This is a genomic window from Parasphingorhabdus sp. (assembly GCF_036963805.1).
In the GTDB taxonomy this organism is placed as follows: Bacteria; Pseudomonadota; Alphaproteobacteria; order Sphingomonadales; family Sphingomonadaceae; genus Parasphingorhabdus.
This window is the reverse complement of sequence record NZ_JBALUN010000003.1, coordinates 97,271-118,932: the sequence shown is the minus strand read 5'-3', so window position 1 is coordinate 118,932 and position 21,662 is coordinate 97,271. Positions and strand designations below refer to the sequence as shown.

Below are 21,662 nucleotides of genomic sequence, written 5' to 3'. Positions count from 1 at the left end.
TAATTTCCTGTTATTCATTCGAGTTTGAATATTCATTGGGGCAGGGCCGCCAGCGTAGGTCGTAAAAGTTCCCAATTGTGAACCTTATCAATCGGAACGTTGTTCAACGCGAAGCTGGGTGTGCCGGACAGTTTTAAACTTTCGGTCGCATATTTGGTCATACCCAAAATCTTGTCTTGCGCCGACTGGTCGGAGAGGCAAACATTGACCTGACTGGCTGAATAGCCGCGTTTTTTCATCACGCCGTAAAAGTCTGCTGCCTTGGAAATTTTTTTCAGCCGTTCAGATACGGTGCCATCATTCAAAGATTCCATCACGTCTGGAGAAGATGACTGGAATGTTTTCATCCAGCTTTTCTGAGACGTTAGGAGCGCGCGGTGATTGCCAAAAAATTTGGTGCGTCCACCACAGCGGGCGAGCATCGCTGCGGTTAAATCAATCGGGTTGAGAATAAGATTGCGGACCTCGAAGCTGATATGGCCCTTTTGAATAAAACTGGATCTCAGCGGTTGATACGATTCGGCTTCGAAAGCCGCGCAATGGCTGCAGGTATAGCTCATATATTCGGTGAGCCGATGCTTGGCCAAGGGATTGCCCATTATGTGGCCGCCCTTGTCAGACATGGTGACCCGCTGCGTCCAGTCTGTTTTTTGGGCAGCGACCGGGGCGGCGATGATGGTCGCGGTTCCGAGGGCTGCAAAAGCAAGATAGGCGCTGGCAAATTTCATTCGTCGTCCTTTGTTTCTTTCAGCACACGCTTTTTGCCGCCGCCGATTTTTCCAACGATGGTAATCGGCTTCGGCTCTTCTATTTGCGGAGCGCCTTCCGACTTGGCAATAGCAGTTGCGAGTGATTCCAACACTCTATTCAATTCCGGATCACCAATATCACGCAGGCTGTCGCCCAGTTCTATCGGTGCCGGTTTCAGCGAAGGTGGTAGCGAGACCCGTCTTTCTCTAGGCTTTTCAGGGTCTTTTGCGGAATCTACATCGCCATGTCTGAATCGCACCTGACTGATCGCGCCATAGCCGAAAAAGCGGTTCACCCGCTCGATAATCTCTGGCGTAATATGTTGCATCAAGGTGGAATGGGCCCCTGAAACCAATAACTGGAGCGTACCGCCTTCTTTTTCGCCGCGCGGAAAACGGATTGATTCGGGCAGGGAGACATCAGCATAGCGTTCTCCGACTATTTCCGGCCAGCGGCTGACGACCGAGCTTTGGATGAAACCAAAGCGTCTAAATGCAGCGCGGCCGACGTCAGGCATCAGGTCAGAGATGCTCCGCGCCTCACCGCCGCGTGGCCGTTGATATTTCTGAAATTTCCTGCCCACAGCGGATCGCTTGGCGCTCTTGCGCTTTGGCTTTTCACCGTCTGGAACATTTTCCTTCGCCATAGCGTTTCACCATGGCATAGGCGCCCTATGGGCGTCGATAGAATAACCGGTGAAACGCAGAAAATAACCGCCAAAATCAGTGCACATTATGTGGATAACGCACGCAATTTGCCCTGGCGTATTCCGCTTGCGCTTTCCGCCGCTGGCAGTTTGCCCGATCCCTATCATATCTGGTTGTCCGAAGTGATGTTACAGCAAACGACGGTGGCTGCGGTTATTGCCTATTTTATCAAATTCACCCAGCGCTGGCCAACGGTCGGGGATTTGGCGGCCGCGGATGAGGCTGATGTACTCGCAGCATGGGCGGGGCTGGGCTATTATGCGCGGGCGCGGAACCTTCATAAATGCGCGCGATATGTGACAGAAAATTTGAACGGCATCTTTCCAGAGGAGGAAGCTGAACTGTTAAAACTGCCGGGGATCGGCGGATATACCGCTGCGGCCATTGCGGCTATCGCGTTTGGCCGGCGCGCCGTGGTTGTGGATGCCAATATCGAACGTCTGGCGGCGCGGCTGTTCGCAATTGATACACCGTTACCCAAAGGCAAAGCGGATATCCGTATTGCTATGGATGTTTTGACGCCAGAAACTGGCGCCGGTGATTTTGCGCAGGCCTGTATGGATATCGGTGCGAGCATTTGCACCGCAAAATCACCAAAATGTGAAATCTGTCCGGTGCAGGTGCATTGCTTGGCTTTTGCCGCAGGCGATCAGGAACGCTATCCGGTAAAACCGCCCAAAAAAGCGAAGCCGACGCGCAAGGGCCGGTTTTTCTGGGTGGAGCAGGACAACAAATTATTGCTCGTCACACGCCCGTCAAAGGGCATGCTTGGTTCTATGCGCGCGCTGCCCGACGACAATTGGGCGGCCGGAATCGATGGACATGGCGAGCCGCCATTTGCCGGAAAATGGCGACTGCATGAGAATGTCATTCAGCACAGCTTCACGCATTTTTCGCTTGAGGTTGATTTGGCGGTTTATCAAAGTGACAAAATCAGTATTAACAATGATGATAATAAAAAAACCGACATCGAAACCGCTATTTGGTGGCCGATGCACGGGATTGAGGATGCCGGACTGCCGACTTTATTTGCCAAGGCGGTGCGCTGGAATATGAAGCAAAAATCGAAGGGATCAGAATGACGACGGACAAAATAACCCTCCCAGCATTTAGTCGGCGCTCCGTTCTTGGAGCCATCGGTGCCAGCAGCTTGCTCGCCGGTATGCCGAAAATTGCTTTTGCGAGTTCCCTGACAACGCAATTTCCTAGTCTGACTAAGATTATTAACGAATATGTCGCCGAGAAAAAAGTGGCGGGCATGCTCGCAGCCATTGGCATGGGACAGAATGACCCGGCGATCATTTCTGCCGGAACCCAAAAATTGGGCGGTGAAAAGCCCGTTGATAGGAACACATTATGGCGGCTTTATTCGCAGACCAAGCCGGTGACAGGCATGGCGGTGATGATGCTGATCGAGGATGGCCAGTTAAAACTGGATCAGCCGCTTGCAGATATTTTGCCCGAATTTTCCAACATGCGGGTCTTGCAAAACCCCGAAGGATCGCTGGCCGAGACTGTGGCCGCCCGTACGCAGATCACCATCCGCCATTTGCTGACCCATACAGCGGGTCTGGGCTATACAATCATTAGCAAAGGTCCGATCCTGAAAGCCTATTTTGCGAAAGGCATTACGCCGGGCGTGGTTAGCCGGATGCCTATACCGGGTTTCGAGCCGGGTGCACCGACGCCGGATGCTGCGACATTTTCTAAAAATCTTGCATCATTGCCACTGGTTTATGAACCCGGCACGAGATGGAGCTATTCGGTTAGCCTTGATTTGCTCAGCTATGTCGTCGAGGTGGCTTCCGGATTGCCATTGGATGAATTTTTGCAGAAACGCATGTTTGATCCACTGGGAATGAAAGATACGTTTTTCCAGTTGCCAGCCGACCGTGTGCAAGATTTTACCGACAATTATGCGCCTTTTGCAGGCAAATTGCTCCCAATAGATCCGGCAGAAAATAGCATTTTTCTTGATAAGCCCGCATTTGCTTTTGGCGGCGCAGGCCTGGTGGGGTCCGCTGCGGACTATGACAAGTTCCTTGCCATGCTGCTAGGTTTCGGAACCTATAAAGGTACAGCGATCATGCACCCGGAAACGGCAAAGCTCGGTATGTCTAACCTGCTACCCGCCGGCGTCGATATGAAAGGCACTTGGGTGGTCAATCATGGCTTTGGTGCTGGTGGCCGTGTCGGTCTGGGCACAGCAGTTAGTCCGGCAGGAACCTATGGATGGGGTGGTGCAGCCGGGACATCTGCCTTTGTCGATACCAGTAATGGTTTTCGCGCAGGTGGTTACACGCAGTATATGCCGTCCAACAGCTATCCGTTTCAGGCGGATTTTCCGAAATATGTTTATGCCGATTTGATCCAGCAAATGTCAGCTGGCGGCGGAAAGACAAGCCTATGAGTGATCTAGTAAGCCCGATTATGACGACTGATCTCAGCGCCATTATCCCGACCTTTGCAGGCGGTACAATCGACCGAGCCGATCAGGTCCGTGTTAATCCAGAGCGGCTTAAAGAAGCGATGATGCGACCGAATGCGCGCTTGCTTAAGCTGGACGGATTGAGTCCGGTTTTTGATGAATTGGGTGATCTGGCTTGGGGATCGCTATATGAGGCGTCGCCCGATAATGATCTGCTGCTGCTGGGGATTGATGGCGATACGCCTTGCTTTGCCGAGCTTAATGGAGCGGGCAGTGCGATGCCAACCGCCGATCCGCGGTTGTGGCAATCTTTAGGTGTCTTGCCGCCGGATCAGGCGGCTATCTATGCCACCGCGCGCAGTTTGGTCGATTGGCATGCTCGCCACCGCTATTGTGCCAATTGCGGCCAGCCAACGGAATCTCGAAAAGGCGGGTGGGCGCGGTTATGTGATAAAGAAAAACAAGGCTGCGGAGCAGAACATTTTCCCCGCACCGACCCGGTTGCGATCATGCTGGCTGAATGTGACAGCAAAATACTGCTTGGCCGACAGCCTGGCTTTCCACCCAAAAGATATTCGGCGCTTGCCGGTTTTATCGAGCCGGGAGAAAGCATCGAAGGCGGCGTCGCGCGCGAACTGTGGGAAGAGGCTGGAATCAAGGTCCATAATGTCCGTTATATTGCCAGCCAACCGTGGCCTTTTCCCTCATCGCTCATGATGGCCTGTACGAGCCAGACTGATGATCCGACATTGACGTTGGACGAGGAAGAAATTGAAGAAGCCGCATGGTTCTCGCTGGATGAAGTGAAGTCAGCGATGAACGGCGATGCCGATGCGCTGTTTATAGCGCCGCCGCCATTCGCTATTGCCTATAATTTGCTTAAATATTGGGTGGATGAGCAGGAACGCTGAGCTTTGATCTGAGCGAGGGTTAAACCAGACCGAGTTTGGACAATTCGCCCAGCATCTCGGCGGGCATTTCCTCCGCCCCTTCCGCGCCTTCGCCAAGATCAGCGGGTGCGTCTTTCTCTTCGAGATAGCGCCAGCCTTGATGCGCGCGGCGAGGGATGGTCTGAACCGCAATAAGCTTCGGTTCCAGCCTGATCCATTGCCGGCCTTCGCCATTTTCCTGAAAGCCTATAATCGGACTGCGGCCGACTATTGTTTTTGCTGTGAATCCAATAAAGCGATCCACCGAACATTTCGGCATGTCTTTTTGGCAGATAGCGGGTGGTTAGTCGTGCTTCGCCATTGGTCGCCCGATTTCCAATATGGGATTCCAGCCACGCCCGCAACGTCGCGGGGCTTTCGCTGCGAAAAGCAATTTTTGTCATATTGAGCGGCATGGACTTTATGTGTGGGTCGGGGCCGGATTAGTCAAGCGGCGTTGCGTCAGCACTTCCTTTCTTAAGCAAGCATGGGTTCTTGCAATTCGGTTTTTCTGCATTTCAGCGACGTTTTTTATTGCAAATGATTATCAATAACATATTGTCGACCTTCGATTCTGGAAGAGGAGAACGATAAATGGGTATATGGTCTGGAAATCTCGCGAAGCTGGTGACGCCCTTGCCGGACTTGCTATCACTCGCATCCGCGGAGGCGCGGATCATCATGGCACTACGCGTCGCAGTGATGAGTCAGAAATGCTATCATGATGCGCGGCCTTATCTACAAGACCGATTGGGGAGTGATCTGGCGGCTAGCCGTTTTCTTATCTTGGTCGAAGCCATTGGCGGCGCTTGGCCGGAAACTGTTAAAATTGGCCGTGCTTGTTGTCCACACACCATGCCGGACGAAATATTGCTGATCAATATGTTGCGCTATGTGGTGCAGGGTGATCGGCCATGTTTTGATTCGCTGATCTGTGAAATGATTTCGCCTTGCGGCCGTGACCGAATTTATCTGGATATGGCCAATTTTGCCGCAGCCTATGCGGTAAAGTCGGAAGATAGTTTGCAGCGTTAGGGTTTATCGGCCGGGGCGCTGGAACATAACGACTTCGTTGTCCTTATAAATTCCCATCCCGCTTTTTTGATATCCCAGCTTGCCCGCAAGTCTGATCGACGGCGCATTTTCAGGATTGATGATACAAACGGTTTTTTCGGGAAAAAATTGCTTTTCCAGCCAAATATGCGCGGCGGACATAGCTTCAAAGGCATATCCTTTATTTTGGCCCGCCTGTGACATAACCCACGCAGCTTCGTGAAAAGGATCGAAATCTGTGCCGAGGCCCCGACGAAAATCGCCGAAACCGGCATTGCCGACCCATAGGCCGGTTTCCTTTTCAATGATCGAGAAAAGACCGTAATCCAATAGCTCCCATCGACCAAAATGTTCGAGAAACTTTAACCAAATCTCGTTGTCGGTAGATGGTTCCCCTTCAAAATATCGCATGACCACTGGATCTTGTAACATGGCCTTGAACGCAGGAAAATCATCGATGATATGGGGGCGGAGCAATAGCCGTTCTGTTTCGATCATGTGTTACCGCCTATAAGCTTACCAGTCCGCTCACCACTGCCAGGCTAAGAAACGCCAGAAAACCCATGGTGTCGGTGATCATTGTTACGAATACGGATGATGCCAGTGCCGGATCCTGATCCATGCGTTCGAGCATGACCGGGACAAATATCCCGGCAAATCCGGCAATAACAATATTGATCATCATCGCGGTCCCGATAACACCGCCCAATATCGGGTTGCCAAATGCAATCGCCGTGCCGATGCCGACCAGCACAGCAATGGTTGCTCCGTTAAGCAATGCCACCCGGAATTCGCGTCCGATAATTCTGCGGGTATTGGACCGTGTCAGTTCATTCATAGCGAGCGCGCGAACGGAAACGGCCATCGTCTGGGTGCCCGCATTGCCGCCTATGGAGGCAACAATCGGCATTAATACCGCTAGTGCTACCATCTGTTCTATCGCGGCGCCGAATATAGAAATTACGAAACTGGCAACCATCGCTGTCGCCAGATTGGCGATGAGCCAGCGCACACGTGCTTTATAGCTGTCGCGGATCGGTTCGTTAATATCGCCTTCACCGGCACCGGAAAGCAGCAGGACATCTTCGCTAGCCTCATCTTCGACAATGTGGAGAATGTCATCGACCGTGATCATACCGATCAGGCGGCCATCTTCATTGATCACAGCGGCAGAGATTAGATTATATTTCTGGAAACGCAGCGCTACTTCTTCCTGATCCATATCGACAGGGATCAACGTCTGTTCGCGCTTCATAATATCGGCAACGGCAATGTCGCGCGGAACCCGCAAAATCCAGCTTAGCTGGCAGGTGCCAACCGGCTTATGCGCCGGATCGACAACATAGACTTCCCAAAATTCGGTCGTTAGGTCGCCATGCTCGCGCAAATAGTCGATCAACTGTCCGACATTCATATGTTCAGGCACCGCGACCAGATCGCGCTGCATGATCCGTCCGGCGGATTCTTCAGGATAGGTGAGGGCGCTTTCTATCGCCGCGCGGTCTTCCGGTTCCAGCTCGGCAAGGACGGCCCGTTGTTCGTCTTCCTCCAGATCCTCGATAATCGCCACGGCGTCATCGGTATCCAGCTGCTCGGTGAAATCGGCTATCTGACTGGGATCAAGTCCTTCGAACAAATCGTCCCGGACGTGCTCGTTCATTTCTGCCAAGACGTCCGCGCTGACCAGATCGCCTAGTGCACTGGCCAGCGGCGCCCGTTCATTCGCGTCGATCAGTTCGAACAGATCGGCAATGTCGGCATTGTGCAGCGGATTGACCAATTCCTGAGCGAGGATGTCATCGCCCGCTTCGACTGCATCGGAAACCGATCGAACAAATTCGTTGGTTAGCCGGTTATCTTCGTCGAGGCTTGGCGCCGCGACATCTTCCATCTCGGGAGCGTTAGTCATATCCGCCATGTCGATGCTCCCTTTTTTCGATAATGGGCGTATTGTTCGTCTGGTTTGTAGTAGCTGTGAGGCCTGAATTGCAATCTTTTGTGACATTTATCGAAAGCAGCGGGTGATTTTTCTGAATAGCGACCCTATATGCAGCAGCAGAAGATTCATCGTCCAAAACACAAATTATAAGGAATAGCCTATGGCGCACGAAAAAATGACCCTCCACCTCGACACGGGTGATGTTGAAATTAAATTACGCCCTGATCTGGCCCCCGGCCATGTTGAGCGCATTACCGAACTGGCTGCGGACGGCTTTTATGACGGTGTTGTTTTCCACCGCGTGATTGACGGATTCATGGCGCAGGGCGGCGATCCAACCGGGACCGGTATGTCCGGTTCTGACAAACCAGATATTCCAGCAGAGTTCAGTAAAGAACCTCATGCACGCGGCGTATGTTCCATGGCCCGTACGCAGGACCCGAACAGCGCGAACAGCCAGTTTTTCATCTGTCTGGATGATGCAAGCTTTCTCGATGGGCAATATACCGTCTGGGGCGAAGTGACGAGCGGCATGGATGCGGTTGACGCTCTGCCTAAAGGCGAGCCGCCAGCGCAGCCCGGTGCGATCAAAAGCGTAACATTGGGCTAGTCCCGACGCAGCTATCTGTGAAAAGCATATTATATTCCGGCCTCATAGGAACCAGCTTGTTGCTGGCATCCTGTGCGGCCGGAGATGATTCAGCGGATAGTGCAGTAAATGAGGTGACGCCAAATAAGGTCACGGGCCCCATTGATCCGGCCGCTGCCCATATCGGTTATCTAGCAGAAATGCAGGGCCGATGGACGTCCAAAGAGGATGCCGCACAGACCATCGAGATAGAGGGCAGCGGCTTTCAAACTCTTCATGATGGCAAACCGCAAGATGATATGGCGATTATTTTCGTCGATAGCTGCCAGTCCCGCGCACGCGATATGAACGGTAAAGCATTCGTTTTGCGCGGCAAAGAAAAACAAACCTGCTATTTGCTCTACTCAGTGGCAAAAGAAAACCTAAGCTATATTGATGGCACCCGCGGGAGGACATCGCGTTTCACCCGGGAAAATTAGATTGATCTTGGAGACACGCAAAATGACCGATAATTTGTCCAAATACACACCGCCAAAAATCTGGAAATGGGATTCCGAAAGCGGCGGGCGTTTCGCCAAGATCAATCGTCCGATTGCAGGGGCTATCCATGACAAGGAATTGCCGGTCGGTAAACATCCGTTTCAGCTCTATTCGCTCGGCACGCCCAATGGCGTGAAAGTCACCATCATGTTCGAAGAGCTGTTGGAAGCTGGTGTCACAGCAGCGGAATATGATGCATGGCTGATCAATATTGGTGAAGGCGATCAATTTGGTAGCGGCTTTGTCGATATTAACCCGAACAGCAAAATCCCTGCGCTGCTGGACCATAGCACCACCCCGCCAACCCGGCTGTTCGAATCCGGTTCGATGCTGGTCTATCTGGCTGAGAAATTTAAGATGTTCATTCCAACCGATCACGCGAAGCGGACCGAGGCAATGAACTGGCTATTCTGGCAAATGGGCAGCGCGCCGTTCCTCGGCGGCGGCTTTGGGCATTTCTATGCTTATGCACCGGAAAAATTCGAATATCCGATCAACCGCTATGCAATGGAGGTGAAGCGGCAGATGGACGTGCTGGATCGCCATCTCGCGGACAATGAATATTTCGCGGGGGACGAATATAGCATCGCAGATATGGCGATATTCCCTTGGTATGGCGGTCTTGCGCGCGGTGTTCTTTATGAATCTGGTGAATTTCTGCAAGTGCAAGAATATAAAAACCTTCAGCGCTGGACAGCGCAAATAGGTGCTCGTCCGGCGGCTAAACGCGGTATGATGGTCAATCGCACTTTTGGCGAACCAGAGACGCAGCTTCGCGAACGACACGATGCCAGCGATTTTGAAAATAATAGACAGGATAAAAGGATCGCGCGCGGAGAGTTCGAGGCACCGGAATAATATATTCCGATCGGCGGCGCATCTGACGATATTTGGGAGCTATTTCCGGATTGGCCGCCGGAGACGGCAGGAAAATCTAATCCGGAATATATCCAAAGGGTACAATTTTATTCCCGACATCATGACCGATATCTGCGTCGCCAAGATAGGGGATGGCAAAGCGGGTACATAGGCGCTGAACGATTTCTTCGGCTTCTTCGCCAAATGGCCGGTTATTTTCTGGTATGTCGCTAACACGGCCTAGGCGAATTCCAGCTAGCCCTTTATCGGCCAAATGACTGGTGACGTTGAACAAAGCCCGGTCGAAAGCATAAAGATATTCTGCGATCTCCTCGATCATCAGCACATGGCCTTTGAGATCGGGAAGTAGCGGTGTGCCGACCATCATCGCCAAGGTCATCAGATTAAACGCGGCATATTTTTGACCGGCCTCGACGTGCTGTTCTAGCGCGGTTGGATCGCGGCGGACTAACCAATCAAGTCCCCGCCGGACAGCTACGTCGCCGCCGTCGCGCCGTATGTCCACTGGCATCGGCCCATGCACGTGCGTGCCGATTCCGGCCTTATAAAGCGCACCAAGCAGGTTTCCGCCGTCGCTATAGCCCATATATATTTTATTCTGCGCGGCTGTTTGTAACTGCGCCAAAATGGCATCTGCAATCCGCGCCGCACCATATCCGCCGCGGGCAAACCATATGGCATGAATAGTGGGATCATTGGCCAAAGATACGAACGCGGAAGAGCGTAGATCATCTGCGCCAGCAAAATGGCCCGCTATGGCAAAGCATTGATCGTGAAAGACGAGTTCCGCCTCAGGATGGCTTGCGTGGGCAAGACTGATCAGCTGTTCCGCTTCTTCTTCATATAGCGGCGTTGATGGTGCGCAAATGCCGATCCTGACCCGTTCCACAATATTTTTATCCCTCGACCTTATTTTTACACCAATGCAATTGCCAAAATGCTGTCGAGGCCATAGCTGGGGATTATGACTAATGACAAATCCTATTATTTTTGCGGCATAGGCGGTTCCGGCATGCTGCCTTTGGCGATGATTGTTCGGGAAAGCGGCGCTACGGTGTCGGGTTCCGACCGTGCGCTGGATCAGGGGCGGTTGGCGGCGAAGTTTAAATGGTTAAAAGCTAAAGGTGTCGGCCTGTTTGCACAGGATGGCAGCGGGCTTATATCTGGAGACCAGATTTTGATCGCCTCTGCTGCGATTGAAGATAGCGTGCCGGATGTGGCGAAGGCAAAAGCGCTTGGTTGCGCGCGAATGACGCGTGCGGAATTGTTGGCCCAGCAATTTAACGCCTCGCCGCGCAGCATCGCCATTGGCGGGACCAGCGGCAAGTCTACAGTGACCGGCATGATTGGCTGGATTTTGACCGAGGCGGATTTTGATCCGACGATCATGAACGGCGCAGTCATGAAGAACTTCGTTGCGGATGACGCGCCCTTTGCCAGCTCACGGGTTGGTGATGGCGGTATCATGGTTAGCGAAGTTGACGAGAGCGATGGCAGTATCGCTTTATTCAACCCCGAAATTGCGGTGCTGAATAATGTCAGTCTGGACCATAAGAGTCTTGAGGAACTGCGCCAGCTTTTCGGTGACTTCGCCAGCAAGGCGCAATATTGCGTCTGGAACAGGGACGACGCCGAAACCGCTGCATTGGTAAGCGGGCTTGATTTGGAAAATGCTATCAGTTTCGGCTTTTCGGAGGGTGCTGAACTGCGCGCGGTTAATATTGAAGAAGCGCCGCTTAGCTCAAGCTTCATATTGGAGGCCGAAGGCGCAGAATTTCTGGTCGAATTGCAGGTTCCCGGACGGCATAATATCGCCAATGCATTGGCCGCTATAGCTGCGTCCATTGCAGTGGGCGTTCCCATGACAATAGCGATTGCGGCCATTGCGAATTTCACTGGTCTGGCGCGTCGCTTTGATGTTGTCGGCACGGCGAATGAAATTAGTGTGATTGATGATTTCGGACATAACCCAGACAAGATTTCTGCAACCCTACAAACGATGAAAGCTTTCCCCGGGCGGATCATCGCTTTTTTCCAGCCTCATGGTTTTGGACCAATCCATAAGATGGGTGCGGAACTGGCTCAGGTTTTTGTGGATTTGTTAGATGGTGATGATCGCGTGATCCTGTGCGATCCCGTCTATTTCGGCGGTACCGTGGATCGCAGCATCGGCAGCGAATCTATTGTCGACGCCGTGAATGCAGCAGGCGGAACGGCTAAACATATAGCGGACCGTGCGGATTGCGGCGCTCACATGATTGATATTGCGCAGCCCGGAGATCGCATTGTGATCATGGGTGCGCGCGATGACACGTTAAGCCTGTTTGCATCCGATATTTTGGCAAAACTGGCGGCCAAGCAATAGACTGTTTTGAATTAAGCCGGGCTGACCGGTCACCTTAAAGTCCGGCCTTCAGAACCCAATCGTGGAAAATCCGCACGGCGCGGTTTTTCTTTTCCCGTTTGCGGCAGACGAACCAATAGGAATAGGGGCTGTCGATATCATAATCGAATAATCGGACGAGTCGCGGATCATTTGCACCTGAGAAATGGGTGTCATGCATGATTGCAACGCCCAGACCCTGCGCAGCAGCTTCCAGCATTAACGGGCCGCTATTCATTTGATCGACGTTGGTGGGGTCAAGGTCGGGCAAACCTACGGCTTCTTTCCAGCTATCAAAGGCTTTGGTCATATCGCTATGGATAAGGATATTATGGTCCTTCAAATCGTCCGGCGTAGTGATGGCATTGGGGCCACTGATAAGGTCAACCGAAGCAATCGCATAAACTTTGTTGGTATCAAGCTTTACGGCATAAAGATTGGGGTCAACATGATCGGAGATGATGATCGCTGCATCAATGGAATCGCCTAGCATATTCTCGGCATTGGAGGACGCGTCGACGTCAATATGGAGCTTGGGGAAAAGTTTCCGCAATTCCGTCAAGCGCGGCAATAATCGCGTGGCTCCAAAAAGCGGCGGGACGCCCAGACGTAAGCGCAAGTCGCCGCCGCTAACCGTCATCTGGTCAACCGCTTCACCGATAGTTTCCATGGCAGGTGCTATGGCGGCCAGCAATGTTTGACCATCTTCATTCAAAACCATGGACTGGTTACGGCGTTCGAATAGCGTTTTGCCAATATGCTCTTCCAACGACTTGATTCGGCGGCTTAGTGCCGGTGCCGATAATGCCAGTTCAGCCGCCGCGGCCTTTGACGAGCCCAGTCTGGCAACACGAATAAATGCTTCTAGAGCACGTAGGGGGGGAAGGCGTCTCATGATTATCTGTCATCCAGGCTAAATAATAATGGTGTGATGCAAAATTGTGTAAATATTTAATAGATCAGCTAAATTACGTAATCCCTATACATGGCTAGTTGTGAATTATGCAACTATCAATGTTTATTTCGCACTTGCAACATAATTGATTCTGGCCCAATTAGAACTCGCCTTTCAGGCATCCTCTCCTAAAAACTTTTACAGGCCAGTCCTTCGGGATTGGCCTTTTTTTTTGCCTGAAATCCGGTCCTGTTCCTTGCTCAGTATAAATTCGGGGTCGCATCTTGGTGGTTGTCTCCCTATCTTGATGGAAACAATAAAATGGCAGGAGTCCATACCGATGTCTGATCCCAAGTCCGAGCCAACGCCTGATCCGAAATCTGATTCACCGATGATAAAATTACAGGCCGCCAATGCGCGCCCCGAAGATAGCGGCCGGGGACTGGCTCGTCTGTCTCGCGATAATCTGAGTAAATTAGGCCTAATGGAAGGGGATGTTGTCGAGATATGCGGTAAGCAGGCAACGCCGGCCCGCGCGGTCTTGCCCTATCCGGAAGATGAGGGGTTGGATTTTGTCCGGCTTGACGGTTTGCAGCGCGCTAATGCCGGTGTCGGTTCGGGGGATTTTGTTGAAATACGCAAAGTCGAATCCAAACCGGCCAAAAAAGTAATTTTTGCGCCGGCACAGAAAGATTTGCGCTTGCAGGGCAGCGGGGCCGGTCTGAAACGCAGTTTCATGGGGCGGCCCTTAAATGCCGGTGATTTTGTCGCCACCCACGGTCAACAACAGGTCGATCGCAGTGATATGCCGCCGCAATTACAGCAGATGTTGGCGGCTCCCGCCTTTTCACTGACGCAGATCCGCCTGATGGTGGTGTCCACTATGCCAAAAGGCTTTGTGCATATTGACGAGAATACAGAAGTCGAATTGCGTCCGGAATATGAAGAATCAACCGAGCATCGGCGTGCGGATGTGACCTATGATGACGTCGGGGGTCTGCATGAAACCATCGATCAACTGCGTGAAATGGTTGAACTGCCGCTGCGCTACCCGCAATTATTCACCCGCCTTGGCGTTGATCCGCCACGCGGCGTGTTGCTCCATGGTCCTCCGGGTACAGGCAAGACCCGTCTGGCCCGCGCTGTGGCGAATGAGAGCGATGCAGAATTTTTCTTGATCAACGGCCCTGAAATCATGGGGTCCGCCTATGGCGAGTCGGAGAAAAAGCTTCGCGAGATTTTTGAGGCCGCGGCCAAGGCGGCGCCATCTATCCTGTTCATTGATGAAATCGATTCCATTGCCCCCAAGCGCGGCGAAGTGCAGGGCGAAACTGAAAAGCGTCTGGTAGCGCAATTATTGACCCTGATGGACGGTCTTGAATCGCGTCTCAATCTGGTAGTTATCGCTGCCACCAATCGTCCTGAGGCGATTGATGAGGCATTGCGCCGTCCGGGCCGGTTTGACCGCGAGATCATTGTTGGCGTTCCCGACATGCGCGGCCGCAAGGAAATTTTGGGCATCCACACCCGCGGCATGCCTCTGGAACCGGCAGTGGATCTGTCGGAACTGGCACGCACGACCTATGGGTTTGTTGGTGCCGACTTGGCTGCTTTGACCCGTGAGGCAGCGATTGAGGCGGTTCGCCGGATCATGCCCAAACTTGACCTGGAATCGGAAACCGTTCCGCCGGAAATTCTTGAAGAGCTAGTGGTACGCCGGGATGACTTTGTCGAGGCGCTGAAACGTGTGCAGCCCTCTGCCATGCGCGAAGTAATGGTACAGATGCCCGATGTGCGCTGGGAAGATATTGGCGGTCTGGATGATGCTCAGATACGTTTGAAAGAAGGCATAGAGCTGCCGATGAAAAATCCGGAAGCATTTATCCGATTGGGTATTAGGCCAGCCAAGGGGTTTTTGCTCTATGGGCCGCCGGGAACCGGTAAGACATTGCTTGCCAAGGCCGTCGCGCGAGAGGCGGAAGCCAATTTCATTGCGATCAAATCCAGTGATCTTTTGTCTAAATGGTATGGCGAGAGTGAGCAACAGATTGCGCGGCTATTTGCGCGCGCGCGGCAGGTCGCTCCCACTATCTTGTTCATCGATGAAATTGACAGTCTGGTCCCTGCGCGGGGACGCGGCATGGGCGAACCGCAAGTGACGGAACGTGTCGTCAATACGATTCTGGCTGAGATGGACGGATTGGAAGAAATGCAGTCGGTAATCGTCATCGGTGCAACCAACCGTCCTGGTCTGGTTGATCCGGCCTTGTTGCGGCCTGGCCGTTTTGATGAACTGGTCTATGTGCCGGTTCCCGGAAAAGATGGCCGCCGCCGCATCCTTGCTATCCACACGGCAAAAATGCCGATGGCCAAGGATGTCGATCTCGACGATATAGCCGATCGGGCGGAACGCTATTCTGGTGCTGATCTGGAAGATTTGGTGCGCCGTGCTGGGCTTTATGCCTTGCGTGAATTTGGTGGACTGGTTGAAACCGTGTCGATGAAGCATTTTGAGAAAGCGCTGAAAGACAGCCGTGCCTCGGTCACGCCGGAAATGGAGGACGAATATTCCAAAATGGAAGCGGAGCTGAAACAAAATGCCATGCGAGCGGAGCCAATCGGTTTTGTTTCCCCCGGTATGCTGACGCCCGTTCGCGGCAGTAAGCATGAATTCTAGTAATTATGAACTTTAATGATTTAGGTCAGGGGCTTCATCCAGTTTCAATGTTTTGAAGCCCCAGCCGAAGACGAACAAGCATAGGGTCACTGCAATCCAGAAGGGTAGAGCGCTGAAATAGGTGTATATTAAAACACCCAGTGCCGGTGAAGCAATGAATGCCATGCCGTTCACGGATGTGACTATGCCTGCGACGCCATTTTGTTCGGACCGGTCCACCGCCAATGAGGCTCCTGCAACAAAGCCTGGGCGGAATAAACCAAAGCCCAGCGAACTGACTGCAAACCCGATGATGATTCCGTAAAGATCGTCAGACATGCCGATGATGAAACAGCCTAATGCGGCGAGTAGCATGCCCCATAATACCGATGATCGTGGACCCATTTGCAGGAGGGGGATTAATCCCCATTGGGCAAGCAATGTTGCGGCGGCGCCTGACATCAGCACAATGCCGGTCATTTCAATTGCTGTTTCCGGATCGCTGCGTAGACCCAACCGGTCGAGCACCAGAAAGCCGATCACGCCCAATATGATAGCATGGGCATTGCCGCCCATGATTCCGGTAATGAGCCACGGCTTAATGCGATCATCGCTCCAAAGTAGCCGCGGTGGCAGGCTTTCGGTCGATTGTTCTCCGATGAGGTGATCTTCGTGGCCATCATCCTTCAAACTGTTAGAAGACGACGCTGCACTATAGGGCTCAGAGGTTACGACCCCCCGCGCTTCAAAGCCGGGGTCATCATTGGGCAGTTTGAGCGCCAATGCGATCATCACCATGATCCCGATAATTGCAAAAGCAAACATCGGGCTCGACAGACCTAGTACCGGCAGGATCAGCAACGGTGCGATGGCCGGTCCGACAATCGTACCGAGGCCGAAAGATGAAGAGATAAGCGAGAGGGCCTTTGTGCGTTCTGCACGCGGGGTGCGGGACGCTACATAGGCTTGCACCGCAGGCGGTGCGGCGGAGCCTAGTCCGCCGTAAAGGGTTCTGAATAGGGCGAATAATATGAACGTCCACAATGCGCTATACCATCCCAAAAGCCCTAGGAATAACGCCAAACCAGCCAAAGCCATGGATGTCGTAAAGCCGATCATCCCCAGCCGCATCAATGCTTTGCGTCCGCGATGATCGGACAGGCGCGCCCATTTGGGTGCGGTATAGACCCACAGCAAGGCGGACCAGCTAAATGCTGCGCTGACCCAGAAATCCGGAATATGCAATTGCGTACCTATTGTCGGCAGAATGGATTGCATGGCGGTATTGCCAGATGCAGTGACGAGCATGACAAGGAATAAAACCGTCATGCGTCCACTATCAATTGGTTTGTGCTTTTTCGCGGCAATCGCGGACGCGGGAGAATGAGCCATATCTATCCTATGGCACGCTATTTTTGCCAATCCTAGATTTTTTCCGGATTTTCAGTTTTTCCTGACTTCTCTGCTTTTTCCCACGCATAGCTGCGTTCGACGCGGGCGACGTGGAGCGTGTAGCTTTCATACCATTTCCCGCGTCCCTGCTCCCGAATAGCGCGGTGAACGGGATGATCGCGCCATGTTTTTGCGGCTGCGTCATCTTGCCAATAGCTAATCGTGATGCCCAGACCATCGGGTGAACGGCTGCTGTCCTGACCCAGATAGCCGGTTTGTTGGGTAGCCAGTTTACTCATAACGCCAGCGGCGGCTGTATAAGCGTCGTCATCGGCTTTAGTGCGCTGGGCGCAAAAGATTACGGCGATACAGCCGGTGTCGTGCAAGTCCATATTGTTCTTTTAAACCTCTGCTCGCCCCGGACAAGCGCGAAGATGTTTGAATATGACACTGTTATGACCTAATAGCACAGCTAGATGAAACTAGGAGATTAGGTTTGAATAACAGCCTCGCAAAAGCGCCATTCTGGGGCCGAATCAAATTGCGTGCGACCCGGACATTCGGTGCATCGGGCGTCTTTTTTAAGGGATTTTTGAAGCATCCGGTTATGGTTGGATCCATCATTCCATCCTCGGCAGTCACGATCAAGAAGATGTTGGAGCCGGTTAACTGGAACGAATGCGATCTGTTTGTCGAATATGGCCCCGGTGTAGGGACATTCTGTCGGCCAGTGTTGGAGCGGCTGAAACCGGATGCCACGCTGATCGTCATCGACCTCAACCCCGATTTCATCGATTATCTCAGCAAAAGCATCCACGACAGTCGTTTCTATGCGATTCACGGGTCTGCCGCGGATGTTCAGCAGATCATCCGTGATTTGGGGCATGAGAAGGCGGACTATATTTTGTCCGGCCTACCATTTTCTACATTGCCTGATCAGCTCGGTCCCAAAATAGCCAAAGAAACTTATGACGCCTTGCGTCCGGGCGGCGCATTTCTGGTCTATCAATTCGTAAAACGTGCACGCGATTTCATGGCGCCGCATTTTGATCATATCGATAACGGCTATTCGCCGTGGAACATATTGCCCTGCTATTTATTCTGGGGTTGGAAAAAATAATAGGCCCTACATTTGCATCGTTAGTCGGCACGGATGCTACGTTGATCGAAGACCAGACAGACCTTGCGCGACAAGTCCGCATGCGCATAATAGTTTCCGTATAAATAATATTTGAAAAGGAATAATGGATGTCACGTTTTTCCCGCACACTGGCGATCGCGCTGGGTTCTGTAGCATTTGGCTCTATGGCTATGGGTTTTACTACTCCCGCCTATGCCGAACACCACAGCAGCGCGAAACCTGCACCGGTGAGCGAACTGGTTAAGACTGTCGACATCCCTTATGAGCGTTTCACACTCGACAATGGTCTGAAGGTTCTGGTGCACACCGACCGTAAGGCCCCGATTGTCGCGGTATCTGTCTGGTATGGCGTCGGGTCGGCCAACGAGCCTAAGGGCAAGACTGGCTATGCTCATCTGTTCGAGCACATCATGTTCAATGGCTCTGAAAATGCACCGGGCGATTATTTTGAGCCGCTGCGGCAGATCGGCGCGACCGATTTAAACGGCACCACCTGGTTGGACCGGACCAACTATTTTCAGACGGTTCCAAAATCTGCGCTGGACGTCGCCTTGTTCCTCGAAAGCGACCGCATGGGCCATTTGCTTGGCGCGGTAACGCAAGAGAAGCTCGACAACCAAATTAGTGTTGTTTCCAATGAAAAGCGTCAGGGTGATAATCAGCCTTATGGACTGGTTGGCTATCGTCAGACCGAATTGCTCTTCCCCGATGCGGGGCACCCTTATGGTCATGACACAATCGGTTCACTCGAAGATTTGGAGGCGGCTTCGCTGGATGACATGAAGCAATGGTTTACTGACCATTACGGCCCGAACAACGCTATATTGGTGCTGGCCGGTGATATTGATGTGGCTGCTGCCAAACCGCTCGTACAAAAATGGTTTGGTGACATTCCAAAGGGCAAACCGATTGCGCAGTTAAATCCGCAATTACCGACATTGGAAAAGCCTGTATTCGAGGTGATGAAAGACAAGGTCGCGACCACACGCATCTATCGCAACTGGGTGGTGCCGGGTTTGAATGATGCCGATTATACACCACTGGATGTCGGCATGACTGTGCTTGGCGGTCTTGCCAGTTCGCGGCTGGACAATATCATGGTGCGTGAAGAGAAAAACGCGGTTGCAGTTTCCGCATTTGTTTTGCCCTTCGTCCATGGCAGCTTGGTCCAGATACAGGCAGATGTGAAACCCGGCGAAGATGCGGATATCGTTGCGAAGCGGCTCGACGAAATTGTCGCAGACTATATTCAAAATGGTCCGACCGAAGATGAAGTCCAGCGAGTGGCCACCCGTGATGCAGCCTCGCGGATCGCAGGGCTGGAACAGGTTGGCGGATTTAGCGGCAAAGCGACGGCGCTGGCGAAGGGTGAGCTTTATTCCGGCGATCCTGAATTTTATAAAAAGGAACTGGCCCGTCTCGCCTCCGCGACTCCCGCGTCAGTGACTGCAGCGATGAAAAAATGGCTAACTCGGCCCGTGCTCGGTATCCGTGTTGTCCCCGGTAAACGCGAAACCTATCAGGAAGTGGATTCCGGAAAAGGCGCACGGACGGGTACGCTGACATCCCCGGCCTTTTATACGCAAAGCGAGGGTGATGTCGTTACATCAGTGAAAGTCGACCGGTCATCGCTTCCGCCGGTTGGTGAAATTCCCAATGTTGATTTTCCGGATGTTGAAACTTCTACCTTGTCCAACGGGATCAAAGTCTATTTTGCCCGACGTGACGCGGTGCCAATGACCCGTGTGGCTTTATCCTTCGATGCTGGAGCGACCGCCGACCCCGCTGATAAAATCGGCCTGCAGAATTTTGTGACCTCCATGATGGAAGAAGGCACGACAAGCCTGACCTCCATACAAATTGCTGAGCAGCAAGAGCGTTTGGGTGCCAATGTCAGTGTTGGCGGTGGACGGGATCGCACCAGTGTCAGTTTGAGCGCGGTCAATCCCAATCTGGATGCGTCTTTGGATCTCATGGCGGATATTGTGAAAAATCCGGCGTTTAAAACCGATGATATCGAACGCATCCGGGTTCAGCAACTCACCGCGATTGATCGGGAAGAAACTGATCCGCAAAGTGTCGCGACCAACGCCTTGCCGCCGCTCTTATTTGGCGATGTTCATCCTTATGGACGGGGGCTTTCGGGGAATGGTACTAAAGAATCCGTTGCGGCAATTACCCGCAAGGATTTGGTCAAGTTTCACCAGAACTGGATGCGTCCGGAAAATGCGAGCCTTTTTGCTGTCGGACAAATTGACCGGCAAACTCTGCTCGATAAGTTGGAAATGCACTTTGGTCGGTGGAAAGCCTCTGGCAAAGCTGCGCCCGTCAAGAATTTCGATGCGGCCATTCCCGCAGCGCAAGGAAAAATTGTCGTTATCCACCGTGCTAATTCGCCGCAATCGATGATTCTCGCGGGGCAGGTCCTGCCTTTCAAGGGAACGGATGATCTGCTGACACTGGATGCTGCCAATGAAATATTGGGCGGTGATTTCCTATCCCGGATCAATATGGATCTGCGCGAAACCAAAGGGTGGAGCTATGGTACGCGCAACACGATTTTGCGCGGTGAGCATGCTGTTCCCTATATTATACGTGCGCCGGTACAGACCAACCAGACCGGTCCGGCTGTTGCCGCAATCAAGCAACAGATCGAGAGTTTCCTTGGCGATAACGGCGTAACCGACGCTGAACTGGAGCGTACGGTTAATGGTAATGTGCGGCAGTTGCCCGGGGAATTTGAACAGTCCAGCCGGGTATTGGGCCAGATGCAAGGGGATGTGATGTTCCATCGTCCCTCCAACTATGCTGAAACCGTGGCGGATCGTTATAAGGCTTTGACGAGGGATGATCTTAACAAAGTTATGGCCGGGGCGATTAATCCCGACAAGTTCATTTGGGTGATTGTCGGTGACGCGGACAAAATCAAAACCCAACTGGAAGCATTGAATATGCCAATAGAATATCGCGACTATGAAGCTGGTAACACCGATGTTAGTAAAGAAGATGGTTCGAATGATTCGGCAGTCAGCGAAGACTGAGCGCAGTGTCAGGGTTTTGATTTAAAAGGAGAATATATATGTCCCTAGATGGTTCTTATGATTGCGTAACCAAGTCCCCCATGGGTGACCAAGCCTCTGTTGTAACGATTGTCACTGATGGCGACACGTTCACCGGCATGAATGAAGGTGCCATGGGTTCTATGGCACTGGAAGATGGCAAGATTGACGGCAACACGCTGACATGGGTTATGAACATGACCGTGCCTATGCCAATGAAACTGGAGGGCAACGCAACTATTGTTGACGGCGTTCTGACCGGTTCTGTCAATGCTGGCGCTTTTGGTGAAATGGCGATGAGCGGCACCAAAAAATAGGCTTC

At 52.4% G+C, this 21,662-nt stretch carries 20 protein-coding genes and 1 pseudogene; 12 read left to right on the top strand and 9 right to left on the bottom strand.

The window, feature by feature from the left end; genetic code table 11:
- Nucleotides 1-32: 32 nt before the first annotated feature.
- Nucleotides 33-728, bottom strand: coding sequence for a thioredoxin domain-containing protein (locus V7676_RS10505; protein WP_335659662.1), 696 nt, complete (start codon nt 726-728; stop codon nt 33-35).
- A complete protein-coding gene (locus V7676_RS10500) occupies nt 725-1,396 on the bottom strand; it encodes a DUF721 domain-containing protein (RefSeq protein WP_335659661.1) in 672 nt (223 codons plus the stop codon). Before V7676_RS10500 ends, V7676_RS10505 begins: the two co-directional genes overlap by 4 nt.
- Nucleotides 1,397-1,423: 27 nt before the next feature.
- Here V7676_RS10500 and V7676_RS10495 point away from each other — a divergent pair, with 27 nt between their 5' ends.
- Genes V7676_RS10495 through nudC form a run of 3 tightly spaced genes read left to right on the top strand, consistent with a single transcriptional unit; the run spans nt 1,424 to nt 4,796 of the window.
- Complete coding sequence (locus V7676_RS10495; protein WP_335659660.1) at nt 1,424-2,539, top strand: A/G-specific adenine glycosylase; 1,116 nt, start codon at nt 1,424-1,426, stop codon at nt 2,537-2,539.
- The gene (locus V7676_RS10490) at nt 2,536-3,867 is read left to right on the top strand and encodes a serine hydrolase domain-containing protein (RefSeq protein WP_335659659.1); all 1,332 of its coding nucleotides are present in this window, start codon (nt 2,536-2,538) and stop codon (nt 3,865-3,867) included. The genes V7676_RS10495 and V7676_RS10490 overlap by 4 nt, the downstream gene beginning before the upstream one ends.
- The gene (gene nudC, locus V7676_RS10485) at nt 3,864-4,796 is read left to right on the top strand and encodes an NAD(+) diphosphatase (protein WP_335659658.1); all 933 of its coding nucleotides are present in this window, start codon (nt 3,864-3,866) and stop codon (nt 4,794-4,796) included. The genes V7676_RS10490 and nudC overlap by 4 nt, the downstream gene beginning before the upstream one ends.
- Nucleotides 4,797-4,815: 19 nt before the next feature.
- On the opposite strand, the pseudogene V7676_RS10480 reads toward nudC, so the two are convergent.
- Nucleotides 4,816-5,230: pseudogene (locus V7676_RS10480) on the bottom strand (DUF1489 family protein).
- Between the two features lie 178 nt (nt 5,231-5,408).
- On the opposite strand from V7676_RS10480, the gene V7676_RS10475 reads away from it, so the two are divergent.
- Nucleotides 5,409-5,849, top strand: coding sequence for a hypothetical protein (locus tag V7676_RS10475; protein WP_335659657.1), 441 nt, complete (start codon nt 5,409-5,411; stop codon nt 5,847-5,849).
- Between the two features lie 3 nt (nt 5,850-5,852).
- Here the strand turns inward: V7676_RS10475 and V7676_RS10470 are convergent, their stop codons facing one another.
- Together V7676_RS10470 and mgtE are read right to left on the bottom strand one after the other, a co-directional pair.
- Nucleotides 5,853-6,365 (bottom strand): GNAT family N-acetyltransferase, encoded by a 513-nt coding sequence (locus tag V7676_RS10470; RefSeq protein WP_335659656.1) that lies wholly within the window; start codon nt 6,363-6,365, stop codon nt 5,853-5,855.
- A gap of 10 nt (nt 6,366-6,375) precedes the next feature.
- Complete coding sequence (mgtE, locus tag V7676_RS10465; protein WP_335659655.1) at nt 6,376-7,785, bottom strand: magnesium transporter; 1,410 nt, start codon at nt 7,783-7,785, stop codon at nt 6,376-6,378.
- Between the two features lie 181 nt (nt 7,786-7,966).
- On the opposite strand from mgtE, the gene V7676_RS10460 reads away from it, so the two are divergent.
- From V7676_RS10460 to yghU, 3 genes are read left to right on the top strand one after another with little or no spacing between them, the layout of a single operon-like run.
- Nucleotides 7,967-8,416 carry a peptidylprolyl isomerase gene (locus V7676_RS10460; RefSeq protein ID WP_335659654.1) on the top strand — a complete coding sequence of 150 codons (450 nt, stop codon included), beginning with the start codon at nt 7,967-7,969 and terminating at the stop codon, nt 8,414-8,416.
- A gap of 17 nt (nt 8,417-8,433) precedes the next feature.
- Nucleotides 8,434-8,874, top strand: a complete 441-nt coding sequence (locus V7676_RS10455; protein ID WP_335659653.1) for a hypothetical protein — start codon at nt 8,434-8,436, stop codon at nt 8,872-8,874.
- 22 nt (nt 8,875-8,896) lie between these two features.
- Nucleotides 8,897-9,793, top strand: a complete 897-nt coding sequence (yghU, locus tag V7676_RS10450) for a glutathione-dependent disulfide-bond oxidoreductase (RefSeq protein WP_335659652.1) — start codon at nt 8,897-8,899, stop codon at nt 9,791-9,793.
- 76 nt (nt 9,794-9,869) lie between these two features.
- On the opposite strand, the gene V7676_RS10445 is transcribed toward yghU, so the two are convergent.
- Nucleotides 9,870-10,703, bottom strand: coding sequence for an LD-carboxypeptidase (locus V7676_RS10445; protein ID WP_335659651.1), 834 nt, complete (start codon nt 10,701-10,703; stop codon nt 9,870-9,872).
- Nucleotides 10,704-10,778: 75 nt separating this feature from the next.
- Here V7676_RS10445 and V7676_RS10440 point away from each other — a divergent pair, with 75 nt between their 5' ends.
- Nucleotides 10,779-12,179: a glutamate ligase domain-containing protein gene (locus V7676_RS10440; protein WP_335659650.1), complete on the top strand. Its 1,401-nt coding sequence runs from the start codon at nt 10,779-10,781 to the stop codon at nt 12,177-12,179.
- 34 nt (nt 12,180-12,213) lie between these two features.
- Here the strand turns inward: V7676_RS10440 and V7676_RS10435 are convergent, their stop codons facing one another.
- On the bottom strand, nt 12,214-13,092 hold the full coding sequence (locus tag V7676_RS10435; protein ID WP_335659649.1) for a LysR substrate-binding domain-containing protein: 879 nt from the start codon (nt 13,090-13,092) through the stop codon (nt 12,214-12,216).
- Nucleotides 13,093-13,432: 340 nt separating this feature from the next.
- On the opposite strand from V7676_RS10435, the gene V7676_RS10430 reads away from it, so the two are divergent.
- On the top strand, nt 13,433-15,769 hold the full coding sequence (locus V7676_RS10430) for a CDC48 family AAA ATPase (protein WP_442955430.1): 2,337 nt from the start codon (nt 13,433-13,435) through the stop codon (nt 15,767-15,769).
- Nucleotides 15,770-15,781: 12 nt separating this feature from the next.
- On the opposite strand, the gene V7676_RS10425 is transcribed toward V7676_RS10430, so the two are convergent.
- Together V7676_RS10425 and V7676_RS10420 are read right to left on the bottom strand one after the other, a co-directional pair.
- Complete coding sequence (locus V7676_RS10425) at nt 15,782-17,140, bottom strand: MFS transporter (RefSeq protein ID WP_335659648.1); 1,359 nt, start codon at nt 17,138-17,140, stop codon at nt 15,782-15,784.
- Nucleotides 17,141-17,172: 32 nt separating this feature from the next.
- On the bottom strand, nt 17,173-17,532 hold the full coding sequence (locus V7676_RS10420; RefSeq protein ID WP_335659647.1) for an antibiotic biosynthesis monooxygenase family protein: 360 nt from the start codon (nt 17,530-17,532) through the stop codon (nt 17,173-17,175).
- Between the two features lie 104 nt (nt 17,533-17,636).
- Between V7676_RS10420 and V7676_RS10415 the strand changes: the two genes are divergently transcribed.
- From V7676_RS10415 to V7676_RS10405, 3 genes are all read left to right on the top strand, one after another.
- Nucleotides 17,637-18,260: a class I SAM-dependent methyltransferase gene (locus V7676_RS10415; RefSeq protein ID WP_335659646.1), complete on the top strand. Its 624-nt coding sequence runs from the start codon at nt 17,637-17,639 to the stop codon at nt 18,258-18,260.
- A gap of 128 nt (nt 18,261-18,388) precedes the next feature.
- Nucleotides 18,389-21,322 (top strand): M16 family metallopeptidase, encoded by a 2,934-nt coding sequence (locus V7676_RS10410; protein WP_335659645.1) that lies wholly within the window; start codon nt 18,389-18,391, stop codon nt 21,320-21,322.
- Nucleotides 21,323-21,360: 38 nt separating this feature from the next.
- Nucleotides 21,361-21,657 carry a hypothetical protein gene (locus tag V7676_RS10405; RefSeq protein ID WP_335659644.1) on the top strand — a complete coding sequence of 99 codons (297 nt, stop codon included), beginning with the start codon at nt 21,361-21,363 and terminating at the stop codon, nt 21,655-21,657.
- The last annotated feature ends 5 nt before the right edge of the window (nt 21,658-21,662 follow it).

What these genes read in the sequence shown, in the direction of transcription:
- V7676_RS10505 (WP_335659662.1), bottom strand. Translation starts at nt 728, where the DNA reads ATGAAATTTGCCAGCGCCTATCTTGCTTTTGCAGCCCTCGGAACCGCG.
- V7676_RS10500 (WP_335659661.1), bottom strand. Translation starts at nt 1,396, where the DNA reads ATGGCGAAGGAAAATGTTCCAGACGGTGAAAAGCCAAAGCGCAAGAGC.
- V7676_RS10495 (WP_335659660.1), top strand. Translation starts at nt 1,424, where the DNA reads ATGGGCGTCGATAGAATAACCGGTGAAACGCAGAAAATAACCGCCAAA.
- V7676_RS10490 (WP_335659659.1), top strand. Translation starts at nt 2,536, where the DNA reads ATGACGACGGACAAAATAACCCTCCCAGCATTTAGTCGGCGCTCCGTT.
- nudC (WP_335659658.1), top strand. Translation starts at nt 3,864, where the DNA reads ATGAGTGATCTAGTAAGCCCGATTATGACGACTGATCTCAGCGCCATT.
- V7676_RS10475 (WP_335659657.1), top strand. Translation starts at nt 5,409, where the DNA reads ATGGGTATATGGTCTGGAAATCTCGCGAAGCTGGTGACGCCCTTGCCG.
- V7676_RS10470 (WP_335659656.1), bottom strand. Translation starts at nt 6,365, where the DNA reads ATGATCGAAACAGAACGGCTATTGCTCCGCCCCCATATCATCGATGAT.
- mgtE (WP_335659655.1), bottom strand. Translation starts at nt 7,785, where the DNA reads ATGGCGGATATGACTAACGCTCCCGAGATGGAAGATGTCGCGGCGCCA.
- V7676_RS10460 (WP_335659654.1), top strand. Translation starts at nt 7,967, where the DNA reads ATGGCGCACGAAAAAATGACCCTCCACCTCGACACGGGTGATGTTGAA.
- yghU (WP_335659652.1), top strand. Translation starts at nt 8,897, where the DNA reads ATGACCGATAATTTGTCCAAATACACACCGCCAAAAATCTGGAAATGG.
- V7676_RS10440 (WP_335659650.1), top strand. Translation starts at nt 10,779, where the DNA reads ATGACTAATGACAAATCCTATTATTTTTGCGGCATAGGCGGTTCCGGC.
- V7676_RS10435 (WP_335659649.1), bottom strand. Translation starts at nt 13,092, where the DNA reads ATGAGACGCCTTCCCCCCCTACGTGCTCTAGAAGCATTTATTCGTGTT.
- V7676_RS10430 (WP_442955430.1), top strand. Translation starts at nt 13,433, where the DNA reads ATGTCTGATCCCAAGTCCGAGCCAACGCCTGATCCGAAATCTGATTCA.
- V7676_RS10425 (WP_335659648.1), bottom strand. Translation starts at nt 17,140, where the DNA reads ATGGCTCATTCTCCCGCGTCCGCGATTGCCGCGAAAAAGCACAAACCA.
- V7676_RS10420 (WP_335659647.1), bottom strand. Translation starts at nt 17,532, where the DNA reads ATGGACTTGCACGACACCGGCTGTATCGCCGTAATCTTTTGCGCCCAG.
- V7676_RS10410 (WP_335659645.1), top strand. Translation starts at nt 18,389, where the DNA reads ATGTCACGTTTTTCCCGCACACTGGCGATCGCGCTGGGTTCTGTAGCA.
- V7676_RS10405 (WP_335659644.1), top strand. Translation starts at nt 21,361, where the DNA reads ATGTCCCTAGATGGTTCTTATGATTGCGTAACCAAGTCCCCCATGGGT.